General features: G+C 53.4%; 16 protein-coding genes and 4 pseudogenes. 1 reads left to right on the forward strand and 19 read right to left on the reverse strand.

The features are described from left to right. Window positions 1–18: 18 nt before the first annotated feature. From OCV63_RS15690 to OCV63_RS15755, 14 genes and pseudogenes are all read right to left on the reverse strand, one after another. Entirely contained in the window at window positions 19–372 is a 354-nt protein-coding gene (locus OCV63_RS15690; protein WP_158365212.1) for a cysteine-rich VLP domain-containing protein, read from the reverse strand. Between the two features lie 4 nt (window positions 373–376). Then, on the reverse strand, window positions 377–553 hold the full coding sequence (locus OCV63_RS15695) for a hypothetical protein (protein ID WP_262670919.1): 177 nt from the start codon (window positions 551–553) through the stop codon (window positions 377–379). Then, a complete protein-coding gene (locus OCV63_RS15700; RefSeq protein WP_158365213.1) occupies window positions 550–1,299 on the reverse strand; it encodes a DUF4366 domain-containing protein in 750 nt (249 codons plus the stop codon). Before OCV63_RS15700 ends, OCV63_RS15695 begins: the two co-directional genes overlap by 4 nt. Window positions 1,300–1,301: 2 nt before the next feature. After that, window positions 1,302–1,553, reverse strand: a complete 252-nt coding sequence (locus OCV63_RS15705) for a DUF4315 family protein (protein ID WP_015563850.1) — start codon at window positions 1,551–1,553, stop codon at window positions 1,302–1,304. 14 nt (window positions 1,554–1,567) lie between these two features. Then, the gene (locus OCV63_RS15710; RefSeq protein WP_158365214.1) at window positions 1,568–3,286 is read right to left on the reverse strand and encodes a C40 family peptidase; all 1,719 of its coding nucleotides are present in this window, start codon (window positions 3,284–3,286) and stop codon (window positions 1,568–1,570) included. Continuing rightward, window positions 3,267–5,624: a VirB4-like conjugal transfer ATPase, CD1110 family gene (locus tag OCV63_RS15715; RefSeq protein WP_199679610.1), complete on the reverse strand. Its 2,358-nt coding sequence runs from the start codon at window positions 5,622–5,624 to the stop codon at window positions 3,267–3,269. The genes OCV63_RS15710 and OCV63_RS15715 overlap by 20 nt, the downstream gene beginning before the upstream one ends. Next, window positions 5,584–5,970, reverse strand: coding sequence for a PrgI family protein (locus OCV63_RS15720; RefSeq protein ID WP_087989530.1), 387 nt, complete (start codon window positions 5,968–5,970; stop codon window positions 5,584–5,586). Before OCV63_RS15720 ends, OCV63_RS15715 begins: the two co-directional genes overlap by 41 nt. Window positions 5,971–5,973: 3 nt before the next feature. Then, complete coding sequence (locus OCV63_RS15725) at window positions 5,974–6,543, reverse strand: MT-A70 family methyltransferase (protein WP_257319276.1); 570 nt, start codon at window positions 6,541–6,543, stop codon at window positions 5,974–5,976. Window positions 6,544–6,545: 2 nt separating this feature from the next. Further along, window positions 6,546–7,325 carry a DNA-methyltransferase gene (locus tag OCV63_RS15730; RefSeq protein ID WP_158365215.1) on the reverse strand — a complete coding sequence of 260 codons (780 nt, stop codon included), beginning with the start codon at window positions 7,323–7,325 and terminating at the stop codon, window positions 6,546–6,548. Further along, on the reverse strand, window positions 7,315–8,046 hold the full coding sequence (locus OCV63_RS15735; protein ID WP_003020333.1) for a septation protein SpoVG family protein: 732 nt from the start codon (window positions 8,044–8,046) through the stop codon (window positions 7,315–7,317). Before OCV63_RS15735 ends, OCV63_RS15730 begins: the two co-directional genes overlap by 11 nt. Before the next feature lie 15 nt (window positions 8,047–8,061). Beyond that, complete coding sequence (locus tag OCV63_RS15740) at window positions 8,062–8,928, reverse strand: VirB6/TrbL-like conjugal transfer protein, CD1112 family (protein ID WP_117612914.1); 867 nt, start codon at window positions 8,926–8,928, stop codon at window positions 8,062–8,064. A gap of 11 nt (window positions 8,929–8,939) precedes the next feature. Continuing rightward, a pseudogene (locus OCV63_RS15745) lies at window positions 8,940–9,020 on the reverse strand (Maff2 family mobile element protein); the annotation flags it as partial. A gap of 90 nt (window positions 9,021–9,110) precedes the next feature. Next, the gene (locus OCV63_RS15750) at window positions 9,111–10,781 is read right to left on the reverse strand and encodes a recombinase family protein (RefSeq protein ID WP_014078548.1); all 1,671 of its coding nucleotides are present in this window, start codon (window positions 10,779–10,781) and stop codon (window positions 9,111–9,113) included. Further along, entirely contained in the window at window positions 10,782–10,979 is a 198-nt protein-coding gene (locus tag OCV63_RS15755) for a hypothetical protein (protein ID WP_118728701.1), read from the reverse strand. On the opposite strand from OCV63_RS15755, the gene OCV63_RS17475 reads away from it, so the two are divergent. After that, on the forward strand, window positions 10,953–11,192 hold the full coding sequence (locus OCV63_RS17475) for a tweety protein (protein WP_117524374.1): 240 nt from the start codon (window positions 10,953–10,955) through the stop codon (window positions 11,190–11,192). The two genes, OCV63_RS15755 and OCV63_RS17475, sit on opposite strands and share 27 nt — an antisense overlap. A 28-nt stretch (window positions 11,193–11,220) precedes the next feature. Here OCV63_RS17475 and OCV63_RS15760 read toward each other — a convergent pair whose 3' ends face one another. The 5 genes and pseudogenes from OCV63_RS15760 to mobQ form a co-directional block, all read right to left on the reverse strand. Next, window positions 11,221–12,558 (reverse strand): virulence-associated E family protein, encoded by a 1,338-nt coding sequence (locus tag OCV63_RS15760; RefSeq protein ID WP_158365216.1) that lies wholly within the window; start codon window positions 12,556–12,558, stop codon window positions 11,221–11,223. Then, entirely contained in the window at window positions 12,527–13,171 is a 645-nt protein-coding gene (locus OCV63_RS15765; protein ID WP_158365217.1) for a CHC2 zinc finger domain-containing protein, read from the reverse strand. Before OCV63_RS15765 ends, OCV63_RS15760 begins: the two co-directional genes overlap by 32 nt. Window positions 13,172–13,236: 65 nt before the next feature. Beyond that, a pseudogene (locus tag OCV63_RS15770) lies at window positions 13,237–14,040 on the reverse strand (MobQ family relaxase); the annotation flags it as partial. 70 nt (window positions 14,041–14,110) lie between these two features. After that, a pseudogene (locus tag OCV63_RS17805) lies at window positions 14,111–15,457 on the reverse strand (MobA/MobL family protein); the annotation flags it as partial. Beyond that, window positions 15,458–16,543, reverse strand: a pseudogene (mobQ, locus tag OCV63_RS17810) (MobQ family relaxase); the annotation flags it as partial. It lies immediately after the preceding pseudogene. Window positions 16,544–16,706: the final 163 nt, after the last annotated feature.

Raw genomic sequence — 16,706 nt, forward strand, 5'->3', positions numbered from 1 at the left:
GTCCTAATTGTCAACACATCAGCCCCGCTTTTTTCGCATATATTCCCGCTGCTGTCTGCGGTGTGCCACCTTTGCACAGGACGCCGAACAATAGGTTTGCCGTCCATCAGGAGCCACGGCTCTGCCACATACCGGGCAAGCCTTGAAATCCGGCCTTGGCCCATCTGTCAGCAACGCAGCCTCCAGCGCCGGATCAAGGGGCAGAACAGCCTCGCGGAAGTAGCGGCAATAAGCCCCCGTCCAGCATTTCCCAAACATATAGCACTCGCAATCCAGCGGCAGGCAGCCGCAGTCCCGGTCATAGTTGGCACACCATTTTGACACCAGCCTGCGGATTGCCGCTTTTTCTGTCCGGGTCAGTTCTCGGCCCACAGCATCACCTCCCGTTGCCCGGTGGTTTGAGCTGCTCCCGGTAGCAGAACACGCAGCCGATCCCGCGCCAGTAAGGGCAGCCTTCACAACGGGAGCCCTTCGGCGGCAGGCTGGGCGGCACACCCTTAAAGTAGCTTTTTTCTTTCATAAATCCCTCATAGGGGTTGTTGGTAAATCTCATTCATTATCCTCGCTTTCGGTATCGTCCTCGTCCCGAGGCGGCCCATCGTCCTCGGGATCGTCATAATCAGCCAGTTCCTCACTGTAATCCTCTTCGGGTACAGCAGCTTTTTCATGCTTCGGGCGGTAGATTTTGAAGTACCAGCCTGCACCGCCGCCCAGAACAGCCACTGCCAAGATCAGCAGAAGCGTCCCGGTATTACTTTTCTGCTGGGGCTCGGGTTCCGGCTCCTCCGCAGGTTCCGTCACCGGAGCGGGTTCGGGAGCTGTGCCAGCACACTCGGTCATGTTGACCGCGCAGACCTCGCAATCCGTATGGATGGCTCCGGGCGCACATTTTTCTGTGCAGGAGCAGGCCGGAAGTTCTCCGCCAGCGGCCTCCAGTGCAGCCAGCAGATCGGCTTCATCCACCATGTTCAAAAAGTAGGTGTGATACTGTTCGCCGTCCTCGTCCACAGGCTTGTCATAGTCAATGACAATGTAAAAGGTGTTGCCGCCGCTGGTTTCCACCGTGATGAACTGTTTGTTGGTTGCGGCATCGTAGAGCAGATCGCGGGTCACAAGGTTTCCATCCTCCGAAAAGCCCTCGCCCGGGGTAATGGTAGGCGCTGGCTCCGGGGCCGGAGTTTCTTCCACAACAGGCGGTTCCTCATTCCCGCCGTCCGAATAGGCATAGGCCGGGATTGCAAAGCCGCATAAAAGAACGGCGGAGCAAAGCCCCGCCGCCAACATACGAAAGTGTTTCATATTCAGTTTTCCTCCTTTTCTTCTTCGGACTTCGGGACACTTTGTCCCAAAGTACCTCCGTCCTTCAGCTTTTCAAACAGCAGCGGGAGCTCCGTAAGGGAAATGCTCATACCGCGCACAATGTCCACGATCTCGCTGTTTTCCGCCTCCAGCTTTTTCTGCTCCAGCTCCTTGAGCCGGGCCTGCTGTTCACTGATTTTGGCCTTGACCTTATCAATCTCGGCCTGAATTTTCATGCTTTTGGTAGTTGCCATTTCAAAACCTCCTGTCACGGTAAACGCCCATAGGCGTAAAAATGAGATTGCCAGTAGCTTGTATTCAAATTTGCGTAGCCGATGGGATCTCCGCAATGCAGCATTTTTCCATCACCGACATAAATCCCGCAATGGCTCACGCCCGGCGTGTCATAGGTGCCTTTGAAGAACACCAGATCACCGGGTTTGGGAGAGCTGGTCGGCGTACAGATGTTATAGAGCCCCTGGGCTCCCAGCCTGCCCACATTCCAGCCGGAGTGATTGATAACCCACGAAACGTACCCCGAGCAATCAAAGGAAGTGGCGGGAGAACTGCCGCCCCACACATAGGGATATCCGATGTATTTCTGCGCTTCGGCAAGCATCGCGGCAAAGGTTTCATCGTCCAGATATTCTCCGGGCACTTCGTAATCACCGGGTTTCCCGGTAATGTACTTGTTCACATAAGGAGAATCCGGGAACAGATCAGGGCGGTTCCCCAGCGTTGCCATATAGATGGCATATCGGGAAAGCTGATCCTCGCCCATAACGTACACAGGTACATGGGACAAATCAAAGTTTTCCAGCGTGACCGTACAGATGTAATAATCGTAAGGCACCTGATAGGTGTCCGTATGGGAGTTGCCGTCCTCGTCCGTCCATGTGTCGGTTTCTGTGCGATACCGGGTTTCCACCACCACATCCTCCGTGAGAATGTACTGGCGGTCAAAGAGCATTTGCAGCGTTCCCTGTACCTCGCCTATTGTCCATTGTCCCTCATGGAGCGCACACAAAAGAGAAAGCAGCACATAGGGATCATGTTCGATTTCGTCCAGATCGAAGTGGTATTCGTCATAGTCGTGGGTGCTTTCATAGGTGTCCAGATAATGCTGTAAATCATCTTCCAGCGCACAATAGGCGGCTTCGGCGGCCAGCATATCACGATCCTCGCAAGGATAGGTGCTGGCTCCTAATGCACCGGCCCCGGCGTTCCCCAGCATAAGCATGGTAGAGGAACAGGACTGCATAGCAAACAGGAGTAACACACAGAGCACCGCAATCACGGCACCTGCGGGATGACTTTTGACAAATTCCACTGCCCGGGCAGTCAGGCGTTCTGTGGCTGTGGCAGTTTTCCCAGCCGCAGCCGCGCTCTGCTTTGCAGCCTCCTTTGCCTGCTTGCGGTATTGCCTGCGGAGCCGTTGCTTCTGCCAGTAGCGGGTAAGGGTATTTTTCGTCAGCTCCGGGTGCTCCTGTGCGGCGGTGTGAAAATTGTAGTCCGCTGTGTACTTGGTATAGCGGGCCTCGGCCTTGCGTACCACTTTTGCCGGATGTTCCCGGACTTTACGGCGCACAAAGCGAGAGCCATGCCGTAGCGCGGTTTCTCCCACAAGCTCAGAACGGTGTGCGCCTTCCGTGCCGACATTTTCCTGTTCCACTTCAAAAATCTTGCCATGCACGAAGCTGTGAACGGAACCGCTGGCAACACGGCCTATGCGTTTTACCGGGCCGGGCTTTTTCGGCGGCTTTTGCTTTGCCAGCTTCTCCCGGGCCTGTTCCAGTTTTTCGCCTTGGGACTCCATGTGGAGCTTTGCCGCCGCAGCCTGTTCCTGCTGGCTCTTTTTGCGGAACTTGGACTTCGGGACACTTTGTCCCGAAGTGTCGGAAGCCTCCGGCCCGGGCTGTTCCCCGTCAGGGGCGTGGGCGGTCTGCGACCAAGCCTCCTCCTTGGTTTTATTCGTTTTTCGTTTCATTCTTCATATCCTCCGGGCGGGTAGTCAGCAGGTCATAGATTTCTCCGCGAGGGAACCGATCCACAAACGGAATGGTTACATTTCCATAGAACAACAGCCCCTCGCCGGAATTGCTGTGTGTGATATAGGAAAGCTGATGCTCGGAAATACCGAGCTGTTTTGCCAGAATGGTACGGTCACTCTGCGCCTGCGAAAGCAGAATCATAAAATCCGTGTTGTCCAGAATGTTCTCGATTTCCCGGCTGGCCAAAAGGTCTTTGACGTTCTGCGTCAAAGCAGACGGCACACATCCTTTTTTACGCAGCATTTTCCAGACTGCCACAAAGTAGCTGGCTGTCAGCGGATCGCGGAGCAGGATATGAAACTCGTCAAAGTAGCACCAAGTCGCCGCACCCTCGTGGAAGTTCTGATCCACCGCCTGCGAAACAAACTCATTTGTGATGTGCATTGCAATCTTTCTAAGGTTTTCGCCCATGTTTTTCAGAACGATGCACACCACGCGGCTGTCCGTCTTGACGTTGGTAGGATGGTTAAAGAGATTGAGGGAGCCTGTGCAATAAAGCTCTAAGGCAGTTGCCACGCGCCGGGCCTCGGGCTCCGGCTGGCGTAAGAGCTCTTCGTACAAATCCTGTAACAGCGGTGTTTTTGCAGTTTCCAGTCCGAGCGCCTGTTCCCGGTACACCAAACGCACACAGCGGTCAATGACCGTCTTTTCAATGGGCTGCAAGCCTTCCTTGCCGCCGACCACCAGCTCGCATAGGGACAAAAGAAAATCCGCCTTCATGGAAAGCGGGCTTTCTCCGGCGGCCATATTGAGCTCCACATCCATCGGATTGAGGTGGTGCGGGCTGTCCGGGGCAATCTCGATCACCTGGCCGCCCAGCCTTCGCACCAGCGGAGCGTATTCGCCCATCGGGTCAACCACGATGATCCGATCCTGCGGGATGGTGAGAAACACATTCAAGAGCTCGCGCTTTGCGGCAAAGCTCTTGCCGGAGCCCGTAGAGCCCAAATACATCCCGTTTGCCGATTTCAGCTTTTTGCGGTCAGCCATGATGACATTGTGAGAAAGTGCGTTCATGCCATAGTAGAGGGCCTGCCCAGCCATGCGGAGCTCCCTTGTCATAAAAGGAATAAAGATGGCTGTGGAGCTGGTGGTCATACCGCGCTGGATTTCTACCTCGTTGTAACCAAGGGCCAACGAGGAAACAAAGCCCTGTTCCTGTTGCCAGTCCAGACGGCGCAGAGCGCAGTTGTATTTCTGCGCGATACCGCCCACGGTAAACACATCGTTTTCCAGCCGCTGGCGGTTAGGAGCAAGGTTTACCACCGTAAAGGTCAGCAGAAACATTCGCTCATTGCGGGATTGCAAATCAGCCAGAAGCTCCGCTGCGTCCTTGCTGAATGTAATCAGGTCAGGGGGAAGAATATCCGGGTCATAGCCGGAGCGCACAGCCTTTCTCTGTTCCTCCACTTTCATTTTTCCGATGTCCGAGATTTTCCCCTTGATGGTCTTAATTGCCTTGAGCTGATCCACGGTCTGAATGTGCATGGTCACGGTCATTTCCGCATCCAGCTCCAAGATTTCTGCCAACAACTTATCCGAAAGCTCCGATGCCATAATCTGTAAGTAGGACACCGCGCCCCAATACTGGCCGATGCGGAATGTGCGGGACTGGCGGAAGTCGAGACTGTCCGGGGCAATAAAGTCTTTTGTGCCGAGCCCGGTCTGCGGGATGTCTTTCCACGAAAAGCGGAACGCCTCACGGCTCCCCGGGTGCATCTGGCTATGAAGCAGCGCAAGGCGGGCCCGTCCGTCCATCGGCTCCGAGGGAACGCCCAGTCGCTTAAAGTTTCCCATGACATCGGCCTCCACACGCTCCAGACGGGGCCGTGCCTCCGCAATCCCCTCGGCGGGTATGCCAAAGGTGATATATTTTGAACGTTCAATGCCGTTATTGCTTTTGGCAATCTGATTTTTCAGCATCCCGGTAAACTCATCCCGGACGCTGTTATAGTTGTCATCCGCTTTCGGGATATTGACTTGATAGCGGCTGCGGGAATGGGAACGACGGTTGATAAAGGAAAGCTGGAACGGCAGCGAACTGTCAAAGTAGTTGAGAAATGAACTCCATCCGCTGAATATGGCAGTCTGATCCTCGGTGGATGCCACGGAGTAATTGATGTCCTCATATTCCACGGTTTTTGTATAAAGCCCGCCCGGGAGCTTGCACACACCGTCCGGGTGCATGGACAGATACGGGATCGTCTGCTGGGCAGACAGGGCCGCCCGGCCTTTACCCTTGGCGGCTCCGTTTTTCTTCTTTGTGTTTTTCAATCACATCCTCCTTTCCAGCGCCCGGCCCGGCAAAGGGCGCATAAATGTTTTCGGTTCGGTAGGCCCTGATCCCCGGCCTTAGAAACTTGGCCCGGATGATGTTCCGCACAACCTTTTCAAAGGGCAAGCCGTCCTTTTCATACATCGCCAGCAGGAACGCTGGGAGCATAATTCCCAGCATGAGAAACATCGCCCCGGTATTGCCGAGGGTGCCACGGGTCAGCAGATAGGCCGGAATCCCCACTGCGCCCGCGCTGCCGAAGCAGACAAGCTGGCGTTTGGTGAGGTTGAAAGCCATCTTTGTTTTGATTTTGGATAAATCGTTTGGTACGTTTACATAGGGCATAGATCACACTCCTTTCTGTACTTCGGGACAATGTGTCCCAAAGTCCGGGATGGTTGGTGTTACTTCATTTCCCCATACAGCCCAGCCGGGCGGGGTCTGCCTGGCAAAGAGCTCCACGCGGGGCAGATCGCCCATCAGGGAAATGATTTTGGCGCGGGCCTCGTCTGGCTTTTTGCTATGGGCTTCAATCGGGGAAATGATGAATTGATGAATGTTGGCAGCCTGCCGCTTTGGATGTCCCTTGGTTGCCAGCAGGCAGATTTCTGCATTGCCCCTTGTCCAGAAGCCAAGGCCGTAAAACCAGCTATCCGCCTTCTTGTTCTTTTTCAGCCAGACGAAAGCAACGCTTTTGTAGGTGAAGCCCCAAGCCTCGATCAGCCGGAGCGCCTCCGGGAGCTGCGGGAAAGTAGCCCATAAAAAGAGTGCGCTGTCCGGGGCTGCAAGATCAGCCACAGGCAACGCACATAAATCCTCAATGCTCATAGTGGGATAATGATTTTCCGCCGCGCCCTGTACTTTCTTAGCCGAGTAGCGCCAAGGGGGATCGGCGTAAATGATAGAATACTGCTGGATAATTACACTCCTTTCTCGCCAGAGCTTTTTACTGCCTGCGCCACACGGATGCGCTCACTGGCGGCGGCATAAAAGGCCGGGGCCGTTTCAAAGCATACAAAGCGGCGTTCTGTGTTGATAGCTGCAATCGCGGTTGTGCCGGAGCCCGCGCAAATGTCCGCGACCAGTTCGCCGGGGCGGGTGTAGGTGCGGATCAGATACTCGCAGAGCTCCACGGGCTTCTGCGTGGGGTGGATGCCGCCGGACACTGTAGGCACAAAAAGCACATTTCCGGGATAGCGGCGGCCATCGTTGGACTCCGATCCCTGCCGTTCAAATTTCCCATAGTTGGAGCTTGTACCGCTTCGGGAATGAACGCGGGCATAAGGCTTGCCATAAGTAAACTGCGGATTGTAGACCGGGGACTTCTGGTAAAACACCAAGATATTCTCGGACTTTTTCAGTGGAGCCCGATTTGCATTGAGAAAGCCTGTTCCGCGCTCCTTGTACCAAATCCACTCATAGCGGAGCATGGCGAGGTTGGATGCGCCCAGCACCTTGTCAAAGGGGCACTGTGCGAAAAACAGCACTGCGCCATTCGGCTTGACTGCCCATTTCACCGCCTCCCACAGCTCCGGGAGCGGCAGGGGCACATCCCAATAATTCCGGGTTGTGCCGTAGGGCGGATCAGTCAGCAGCATATCCACGCTATGTTTTGGCAAAGAACGCAAGCCCTCGATGCCGTCCATGAGAAACAAGCCCTCCTTCGGGACACGTTGTCCCAAAGTGCGGCTATCGGTCATTGCGGGCCTCCTTTGCTTTGGCAGGTGCAGGCCGGGCGGCATTTTCTTTTCCAGCTTGTTTCGCGGCCTCGGCCATCTGCTCCTTGATCGGGGCAGGCCGTACCGCCTGGGCCCGTGCAACAAGCTGTTCCACCGCCGCATGATACGCCTCCACACCAGCCGCATTGATCCGTTCCTGTGTGGCTCGGTCAGGAATCCGAACCGTAGCCCGGTATCCCGTCCGGCTGGCAGGATCAGGTTTAGAGGGAGCGCCGAGGAAAATCCCGTTTTTTCCGTCCACAACCTTAAAATCGTCGATGACCACACCGCCAAAATTGACGCTGGCGAAGCCGATCAGTTTTCCCTGCGGCTCAATCGGGCGGACAGATACCGTGATCGGAACAACCGCCTCCTGCAAGACAGCATCTGTCCGCATTTTTACTGCCTCATCAATGCTAACGCCCTTGACTTCTGCAAGCTCCGCGATGGGAGCATCAAACAGCCAGCGCCGTTCCTCCGCAGCAATCTGCTCCGGGGTCAGCAATACATCGTCTTTCTTACTCAGATAAAATTCCTCCTTTCCGCTTGCCGGAGCAGGCTGGGCGGGGTCGTCCATCAGCTCTTTTCTTTGCAGGACGGCCTCTGTTTCCGCCATAAAGCGGTAAGCGTCTGCCTCAGTAAACTCCTCCGGCGTTTTTCCGTTCCATAAGCGCGTTCCGTCTGCCCCGTATCTTCTCGGCATAAACACCACCTCCTGTTAATGAGCGCCAAAGATACGCTGGGCAATGCTCCCGGTCTTAAAGAGCATGAAGCAAAGCAGAACCGTGTAGCCCACAGTTCCCCAAATCGCCCCAATGGGATCGCCGCCTGTTGCGATGCCTTGAATGAGCACTGCGTAAATTGCAACACATACAAGAATCAGCAGCCCTTGAAAGCCCACGGCAAACAGGGACTTGATGTAGTTTTGCCCGGTGCTGCCAAGCTCCCGGTTGGAAAGCGTAGCAACGGGGATGGGGGCCAGACTGGTCAGCAGATAGATTTCCAGCATCCTGCCATACACCAAAACGAAAATGATAATCCCCATCGCCTTCATCGTAAATCCAATGAGCGCAGACTGCAGCCAAAGCCCCAAAAGCGGCCCCAAGTCCATCGCCTCCAGCGAGGTTTCCAGTTCGGCAAGCATATCCGCCGAAACATCGGTGGAGCCTTGAATGAGCCCGCCTGCCTGCGCGATAACGCTCTGCGACACATCGAACACAGCCATGACGATATTGAATGTATTTGACAGGATTAAGATTGCACAGGCTGTTTTGAACATCCATTTATAGAGGTTCGCAACGTCAACCTCGTGCATATTGTTCTTTTCCAAAAGCATCTGTATGAGCTCATAAGTGGCAACAAAGGTCAGCACCATTCCGGCAATCGGCAGGATCACCGTTTCGGAAAGCTGTCGGATCAGGGAGAAAACCCCGGCGTGCCACGCCGCCGGGGTAGTCCCTACCTGTGCCGCAATCTCTCCGACTTGGGTATTGACAGTATCAAAAAGACCTTCGAGGTTCCCCATGATCCCGCCAATCAGAAGCTCTTTGAGCCAGTTTGTGAGCCAGTCGGTGAGAAAATCCATAAGCGTCTACCTTAAAACAGGCCAGACAGCAGAGGGATCAGTGTGGTGCCAATGACGATGATGCCGCCGCCCGCCATGAGCTGTTTTATCCCCAATTAGGTGTAAAACTCTGCTCGATGGCGGGCGGCGGCGTACAAAAAATCTATATGGTGTTTTTAAGAGAACCGTCCCGGCGGGACAGGTCAGGCAGTGACCTGTTCCACCTCCGGGATGGGTTTGAGATTAAAATGAATTTCGATAGAAATGTGTCTTGTTTTATCTTCGTCAATGCGCTCATGCACGACGATTTCTTTGATTAAGCGGTTAAGGGTGGCTGCGTCCAGCTCTGTGATATTGGCGTATTCCTGAATGGCTTCCACCCATTGTTTTGCGTCATTGGCAAGCTGGACTTCATCGGACAGCCGCTTCCTGCCCTCGGACACTTTTGTTTTAAGCTCCGTCTGCTCAGTCTGTGTCTTTTCCAGCATGGTGTTGAAATTCTGCTCACTGATACGCCCTGCAATCATATCCTCATAAAGCCGCATTACCATTTTGTCCAGAACCTCAATCCGTTCCTCGTCCCTTGTAAGGGAACGTTCCATTGCTTCCCGTTGTTCCCGCTGCTCGGCTTCACAGGTATTGGTCAGGCGGTCGGCAACCGCTTCCCCGTCCATCAGGGCAGCTCTGGCACATTCCCGGATTTTCCGCAGCACATGGCTGTAAAGGGTGTCATAGTCAATCCGGTGCTGGGTGCAGTGGTTCTTTCCAAAGGCATTGTAGGTCTTGCAGGAGTAAATCTGCTGGGGATATTTTGCGTTTGTGTAGCGTATCGTCAGAGACTTCCCACACTCGCCGCATTTTATCAGTCCGGCAAACAGGCTGATTTCATTGGTCTGCCCCGGGCGCTGGCGGGATTTCAGCTTGTTCTGCACAATATCAAAGCTCATGCGGTCAATCAGCGGTTCATGCTGTCCCTCCACCACAATCCAGTCCTCCGGCTTCTTTTCCCCAATTGTGCCGATTTTGAAACGGTAGTCTTTTTTCTGGGAAGCAATCGCCCCGGTGTAGACGGGATTCATCAAAAGGTCTTTGATAACGGAGAAGTCCCACATATACCGCCCATTTTCCGGGTCTTTCTTTTCCCATTTGGTACGGGTATTGCGAAGCCCCCGTTCCCGGTTCCACCATGTGGGGCAGGGGATTTTTTCTTCCTCCAGCCGTCTGCGGATATAGTTCGGACCATGACCGTTTAGGGCATATCCGAAAATCAGCCGCACAATCGGGGCGGTTTCCTCGTCAATGAGCAGATGGTTTTTGTCCTCCGGGTCTTTCCGATACCCAAACGGGGCAAGACACCCGGTAAACTGTCCTTTCTGCGCTTTCAGAAGATAAGAGGAATGGACTTTCTTAGAAATGTCCTTGCTGTACATCTCGTTCAGGATATTTTTGAACGGGGCGATGTCGTTGTTATCCCGCAGGGTGTCGATACCATCATTCATGGCGATATAGCGGACACCGTTTCTTGGGAAAAAGTCCTCAATCAAATGCCCGGTTTGCAGATAGTTCCGCCCCAGTCGGCTGAGGTCTTTCGTGATGACAAGGTTGATTTGCCTGCGCTCAATGGCTCTCAACATTCTCTGTAAATCAGGACGCTCCATATTAAGACCTGTGAAGCCATCGTCCTGATAGACTGCCACAACCTCCCATCCCTGCTTTTCGCAGTATTTTTCCAGCATATCACGCTGGTTTGCGATACTGGCACTTTCGCCTTGCAGGTCATCGTCCTTTGACAGTCTGCAATAGACCGCTGCACGATAGCCCCCGGCAAGTGCCGAACCGATTGTTCTGTATTCCATTTCGTTCATCATAGCCATTTACCCACACAATCCAGACGGTATCTGGCTCTTTTGAACCTCATCTTCATTATACTTCAAATCTTTCTTTTTAGCAAGATATTCTCTCGTATTTGTCTTTCCGTATTTCTGGGAAATCAGGCTGACGAACACATCGGTTGCATCCAGCTCCCCGTCAAATACAGTGGTCACATGAATCTCTGTTTTGTTTTTTGCCATAGGCAGTTATCCTCCATACATGAAAATAGCCAGACAGAGGGTGTCGGCAACGAAGTCCGGCAACGGGCTTCAAAAGACCTTGCAAACAATCTCAATCTGGCGGTGGTTACTATTTATACTTTTCTTTTATTTTTCTGTTGTTTTGGTTGTTATAAGGGAGAAAAGCCCGGAAATAAGGGGTTTTCCCCGGCAACCGGCTCGGCAACGGGATAGCAACAGGGGGTGCAACGGGTGGTCATTTTCAGAATGGAAGCTCCATCTGTTCTGTGACCTCCACAAAACCGTCCATCGTTTTTTCAGACGGGTTGCCGGAGTCCGTTGCCGGGTTTTCACGCTCCCAGCCCTTTTGTCTGCCATATTCTGAAAACATTCTTGGGTTCGGGAAGTACCTCCAGCCGGAAATGCACTGGTTCATAATCTCGTTGATTTCCCGGATTTCCCATTGCTTCGGCTCGTCAAAAGCATGGTTCAAGGCTTCCTTGTAGATCTGCTTGGAGCAGACCATGCTCCCGGTGTACTTATCAAGATACGCCTGTATCATCCCTGCTTTGGTGTCCTCCGGCATAAAATCCCGCTGGTGTTCTTTGAGATAGCGCTGCATGGCGGGGCTGAAAGCCAGCTTGAACCTGCCGCTTCGGTAAATCTCCATCGCTTCCGCCCACATCTGCTCGATATAGGCTCTGGAAGCAGCTTCGTCCTCCAAAATGTGAACCTCGGCTTGCTCCGGGTACACCATGACGGGGATAAAGCGGCGGTTGCCGGAACGGTCAAGGGGCAGGAAGTCCAGGGCATTGGAAGTGCCGCCAAACACGCACTGACGGGGGCGGTCTGCCGGGTGGGTTTCATAAGGTATCTTGTAAACCTCTTTCTGCCGGCTTAAAAATGACTTGATTTCCTCAATGCTCTTGGCGTTGGCGGTTGCCATCATTTCCGACATTTCGATAATCCAGTGACCTTGCAGCTTGCGGTACACATTGTCATCATCCAGCTTCCGCAAATCATCGGAGAACCACTCGTCCCGGACTGCCAGCAGACGGAAGAAAGTGGACTTGCCAGCCCCCTGACCGCCGACCAGACAGAGCATGATTTCAAACTTGCACCCCGGCTGAAAGGCTCGTGAGATTGCACCCAGCAGGAACAGCTTCAATGCTTCATAGGTGTAATCGTCTGCGTCAGCCCCCAGAAAGTGCCGCAGGCAGAAGCGGATTCGCTCTGTCCCGTCCCACACAAGGGAACTTAAATAATCCCGGATGGGATGGTACTTGTTTTCATTCGCCACAATCCCGATGGCATTATCAATCTTTTTCTCATTGGTAAGCCCATAGGTTTCTTCCAGATAAAGAAGCAGATACTTCATGTCCGTATCGTTCAGGGCGGTGATTTCCCTGTGAAAACCGATGGGCTTTATGATGTCCTTGCGGTCGGTCAGAATGTTGTATGCGATAGCCCCGGAAAGCAGCGGGTCACGCTGGAATACGGTCAGGCAGTTCCGTATGCTCTGACGGACACCGCCTTTCTCGGTAGTTTCCAGCCCCGCCTTGATTTCCTCAATGCTCTGGGGCGGCTGCATGGCGTTCATGGTGTTTTTTAGTTCTTGCTGCGTCTGCGGCTGCAAGCTCTGCCATTCGCTGTTCAAGCTGTATCACATCCTTTCCGTAGTCCGTAATCAAAGCTGCTTTTTCCTCCGTTTCCCCGAACAGCAGCACATCCAGCAGATATTCCACTTGGTCTTGCTTCTGTAAGGCTTCCACAAACCGGGGATGAAAGGCTTCCTCCGGGGAGTGCGGGACATAATCCTTTCTCCATGTCCTAAGCAGGTGGAGATAATCGGCAAGGATACGGGAGCAGCGGTTCTTTGCTTCCTGAAACTGTTCCTCCGGGGATTTCTGCCGGGGCTTGGGCTTTTTTACCTTTCCCGGCGGTTTCCAGTCCTCATAGGAAAGCCCGAAGTCCTGTGCCAGTTGTACGGCGGCTTCTTTCTTTCCCAGCCCATACAGGGCGGCGGCAAAATCAATCACATCCCCATCCACACCGCAGCCGAAGCAGTGGTAACGCCGATCCAGCTTCATGCTTGGGGTCTTATCGTGATGGAACGGACAGCAAACCATTCCGTTCCGACCTACATGGATTCCATAATGCTCCGCAGCCTGTCTTGTTGTGACGGACTGCTTCACAGCTTCAAATACATTCAAATCTATCCCTCCTTGAAAATAAGAAAAGCACCTGACATTCTCTGATTGAAAATGGCAAGTGCCTGTTAAAGTTCCATATCCCGTTGTCTGTGTTTCGCCTGTGCCGGGGCGGTTCTTTGTGCTTTTTTCTCGTCTGCCTTATCCTGCAAGACTTCCTTGATGGGCTGCTTCTTGGGCGGCTCTTTGCTTTCCTCTGTGCCGGGTGTGGCTTTCCGTACCCAGTAGCGGATGTCCCGCAGCTTCTTCAAATCCTCCTGTACCTCGGTCAGCGGTACTTTCAGTTCTGCGATTTCGCTGAGAAGCGTTTCCTGCTCCTCTTGCAGCTCCTTTTGGGTACTGTCCTTATCGTCCGGGTGCTTGGCAAGGTAGTCAGCGGCTTTCTCATACCGGGCAACCTCCGGGTGTTCCTGTTTGAATTTCTCCTTTGTTTTCTTAAAAAAAATCTTCTGGTACTTCTCATAGACAGGCTTAGATTCCTTGCAGGCTGTCCGGCTGGCAAGAATCCCGTCAATCACTTTGCTGCGTGCTTCCTTTGGCTTCATCTGATTGCGGTAATCGGCGGCTGATTTCCCGGAAGATTCCAGAAACGCTTCTAAGTCCTCCACAGTGGAAAGCCCCTTTTGCCGGAGATAGGACAGGGCTTCGCTGACTGCCTTTAAGTCCTGTGAAGTCCCCCGGTTCTGTCCAGCCCTCGTCCAGTCCTTCCGTTCTTCCTTTCGTATCTCCATGTACTTCATCAGCAGATTGGGAAGAATTGTCGCTTCCTCCGCCGCTTTTTGTGCAAGCAGCTCTTTCCGTTTTTCTCCCAGCTCGGTAATCCAGCCTTTGAGGTTTTGGATAAGCTGCCGGATGGACTTCATCAGCAGATTGGGAAGAAGTGTCGCTTCCTCCGCCGCTTTTTGTGCAAGCAGCTCTTTCCGTTTTTCTCCCAGCTCGGTAATCCAGCCTTTGAGGTTTTGNTTTCCTCTGTGCCGGGGCGGTTCTTTGTGCTTTTTTCTCGTCTGCCTTATCCTGCAAGACTTCCTTGATGGGCTGCTTCTTGGGCGGCTCTTTGCTTTCCTCTGTGCCGGGTGTGGCTTTCCGTACCCAGTAGCGGATGTCCCGCAGCTTCTTCAAATCCTCCTGTACCTCGGTCAGCGGTACTTTCAGTTCTGCGATTTCGCTGAGAAGCGTTTCCTGCTCCTCTTGCAGCTCCTTTTGGGTACTGTCCTTATCGTCCGGGTGCTTGGCAAGGTAGTCAGCGGCTTTCTCATACCGGGCAACCTCCGGGTGTTCCTGTTTGAATTTCTCCTTTGTTTTCTTAAAAAAAATCTTCTGGTACTTCTCATAGACAGGCTTAGATTCCTTGCAGGCTGTCCGGCTGGCAAGAATCCCGTCAATCACTTTGCTGCGTGCTTCCTTTGGCTTCATCTGATTGCGGTAATCGGCGGCTGATTTCCCGGAAGATTCCAGAAACGCTTCTAAGTCCTCCACAGTGGAAAGCCCCTTTTGCCGGAGATAGGACAGGGCTTCGCTGACTGCCTTTAAGTCCTGTGAAGTTCCCCGGTTCTGTCCAGCCCTCGTCCAGTCCTTCCGTTCTTCCTTTCGTATCTCCATGTACTTCATCAGCAGATTGGGAAGAATTGTCGCTTCCTCCGCCGCTTTTTGTGCAAGCAGCTCTTTCCGTTTTTCTCCCAGCTCGGTAATCCAGCCTTTGAGGTTTTGGATAAGCTGCCGGATGGACTTCATCAGGCGGTTGGCGGCTCTGATTTCCCGGTTCAGGTTGCCGATGTTCGTCTGGATACCCCGCTTTTCCATCTGCCGGACAGCAGCTCCCTCATGGACAGTAGGGATAATATCAAGCCCCTGTCTGGCATAAGAACGCAAGTCCACACGCTCTGGGCGGTCATTGGCTTCCAGATAGCGGTTCTGGATGACCTCCCATTCATGCCGCCAGATTTCGCAATACTTCTGGTCGTTCCAATCCACCGTATCCTCCTTGTGGCTTTTCCATCTGCCGGACGGAAGTTTTATCCGTTCCCCGTTTTCGTCAAGGTCATAAACCTTGCGGCTCTTGGGAAGCCATTTTCCATGTTCGTCCATTGCCCTCATAGTGAGCATGACATGGGCGTGGGGATTGTGTCCCGGCGGATGGGGGTCATGGATTGCAAAATCAGCAATCATGCCTTTGGAAACAAACTGCTGCTCACAAAATTCCCGGACAAGGACAGCATACTGGTCGGGTGGTATCTCTCTTGGGATGGTAAGCACCCACCGCCTTGCAAGCTGGGAGTTCCATTGCTTNGCGGCTGATTTCCCGGAAGATTCCAGAAACGCTTCTAAGTCCTCCACAGTGGAAAGCCCCTTTTGCCGGAGATAGGACAGGGCTTCGCTGACTGCCTTTAAGTCCTGTGAAGTCCCCCGGTTCTGTCCAGCCCTCGTCCAGTCCTTCCGTTCTTCCTTTCGTATCTCCATGTACTTCATCAGCAGATTGGGAAGAAGTGTCGCTTCCTCCGCCGCTTTTTGTGCAAGCAGCTCTTTCCGTTTTTCTCCCAGCTCGGTAATCCAGCCTTTGAGGTTTTGGATAAGCTGCCGGATGGACTTCATCAGACTGTTGGCGGCTCTGATTTCCCGGTTCAGATTTCCGATATTCGTCTGGATACCACGCTTTTCCATCTGCCGGACAGCAGCCCCCTCATGGACAGTGGGGACTATATCAAGCCCCTGTCTGGCATAGGAACGCAAGTCCACACGCTCCGGGCGGTCATTGGCTTCCAGATAGCGGTTCTGGATGACCTCCCATTCATGCCGCCAGATTTCACAATACTTCTGGTCGTTCCAGTCAACCGTATCCTCCTTGTGGCTTTTCCACCTGCCGGACGGAAGTTTTATCCGTTCTCCGTTTTCATCAAGGTCATAAACCTTGCGGCTCTTGGGAAGCCATTTTCCATGTTCGTCCATTGCTCTCATAGTGAGCAGGACATGGGCGTGGGGGTTGTGTCCCGGTGGATGGGGGTCATGGATGGCAAAGTCAGCAATCATGCCTTTGGAAACAAACTGCTGTTCACAAAACTCCCTGACAAGGACAGCGTACTGGTCGGGTGGTATCTCTCTTGGGATGGTAAGCACCCACCGCCTTGCAAGCTGGGAGTTCCATTGCTTCTCCACCGCTTCGGCGGCATTCCATAAGGTATTGCGGTCTGCATACTCCGGCGGGGCATTTGCCGGGAGCAGGATTTCATTGTGGACGATGCCACGCTTTTCCGGGTAGTGCTTCACTTGCTGGTCGTATTCACAGAACAGCTTTTCGCCGCTTTGGTAAGCAGCGGCGGCAACCGCAGACTGCCGCTGGCTGCGCTGAACAATCGTGATTTCGTTGTGTGGACAGGGCATTTCGTGTCCCTCCTTTCGGTAGTTGGTGGATGGGGTGGCGTTTTACCACCTCATTTTGGGCAGAAAAAAAGCAGGAGACCTTTTTTCAGATTTCCTGCTCGGTGTGCCGCTGTGAGGGCGGCGGATATTTAGTTGTAAAAGTTCGGGACAAGTTGACCCGATG

This window comes from Laedolimicola ammoniilytica (assembly GCF_025567165.1).
In the GTDB taxonomy this organism is placed as follows: Bacteria; Bacillota; Clostridia; order Lachnospirales; family Lachnospiraceae; genus Laedolimicola; species Laedolimicola ammoniilytica.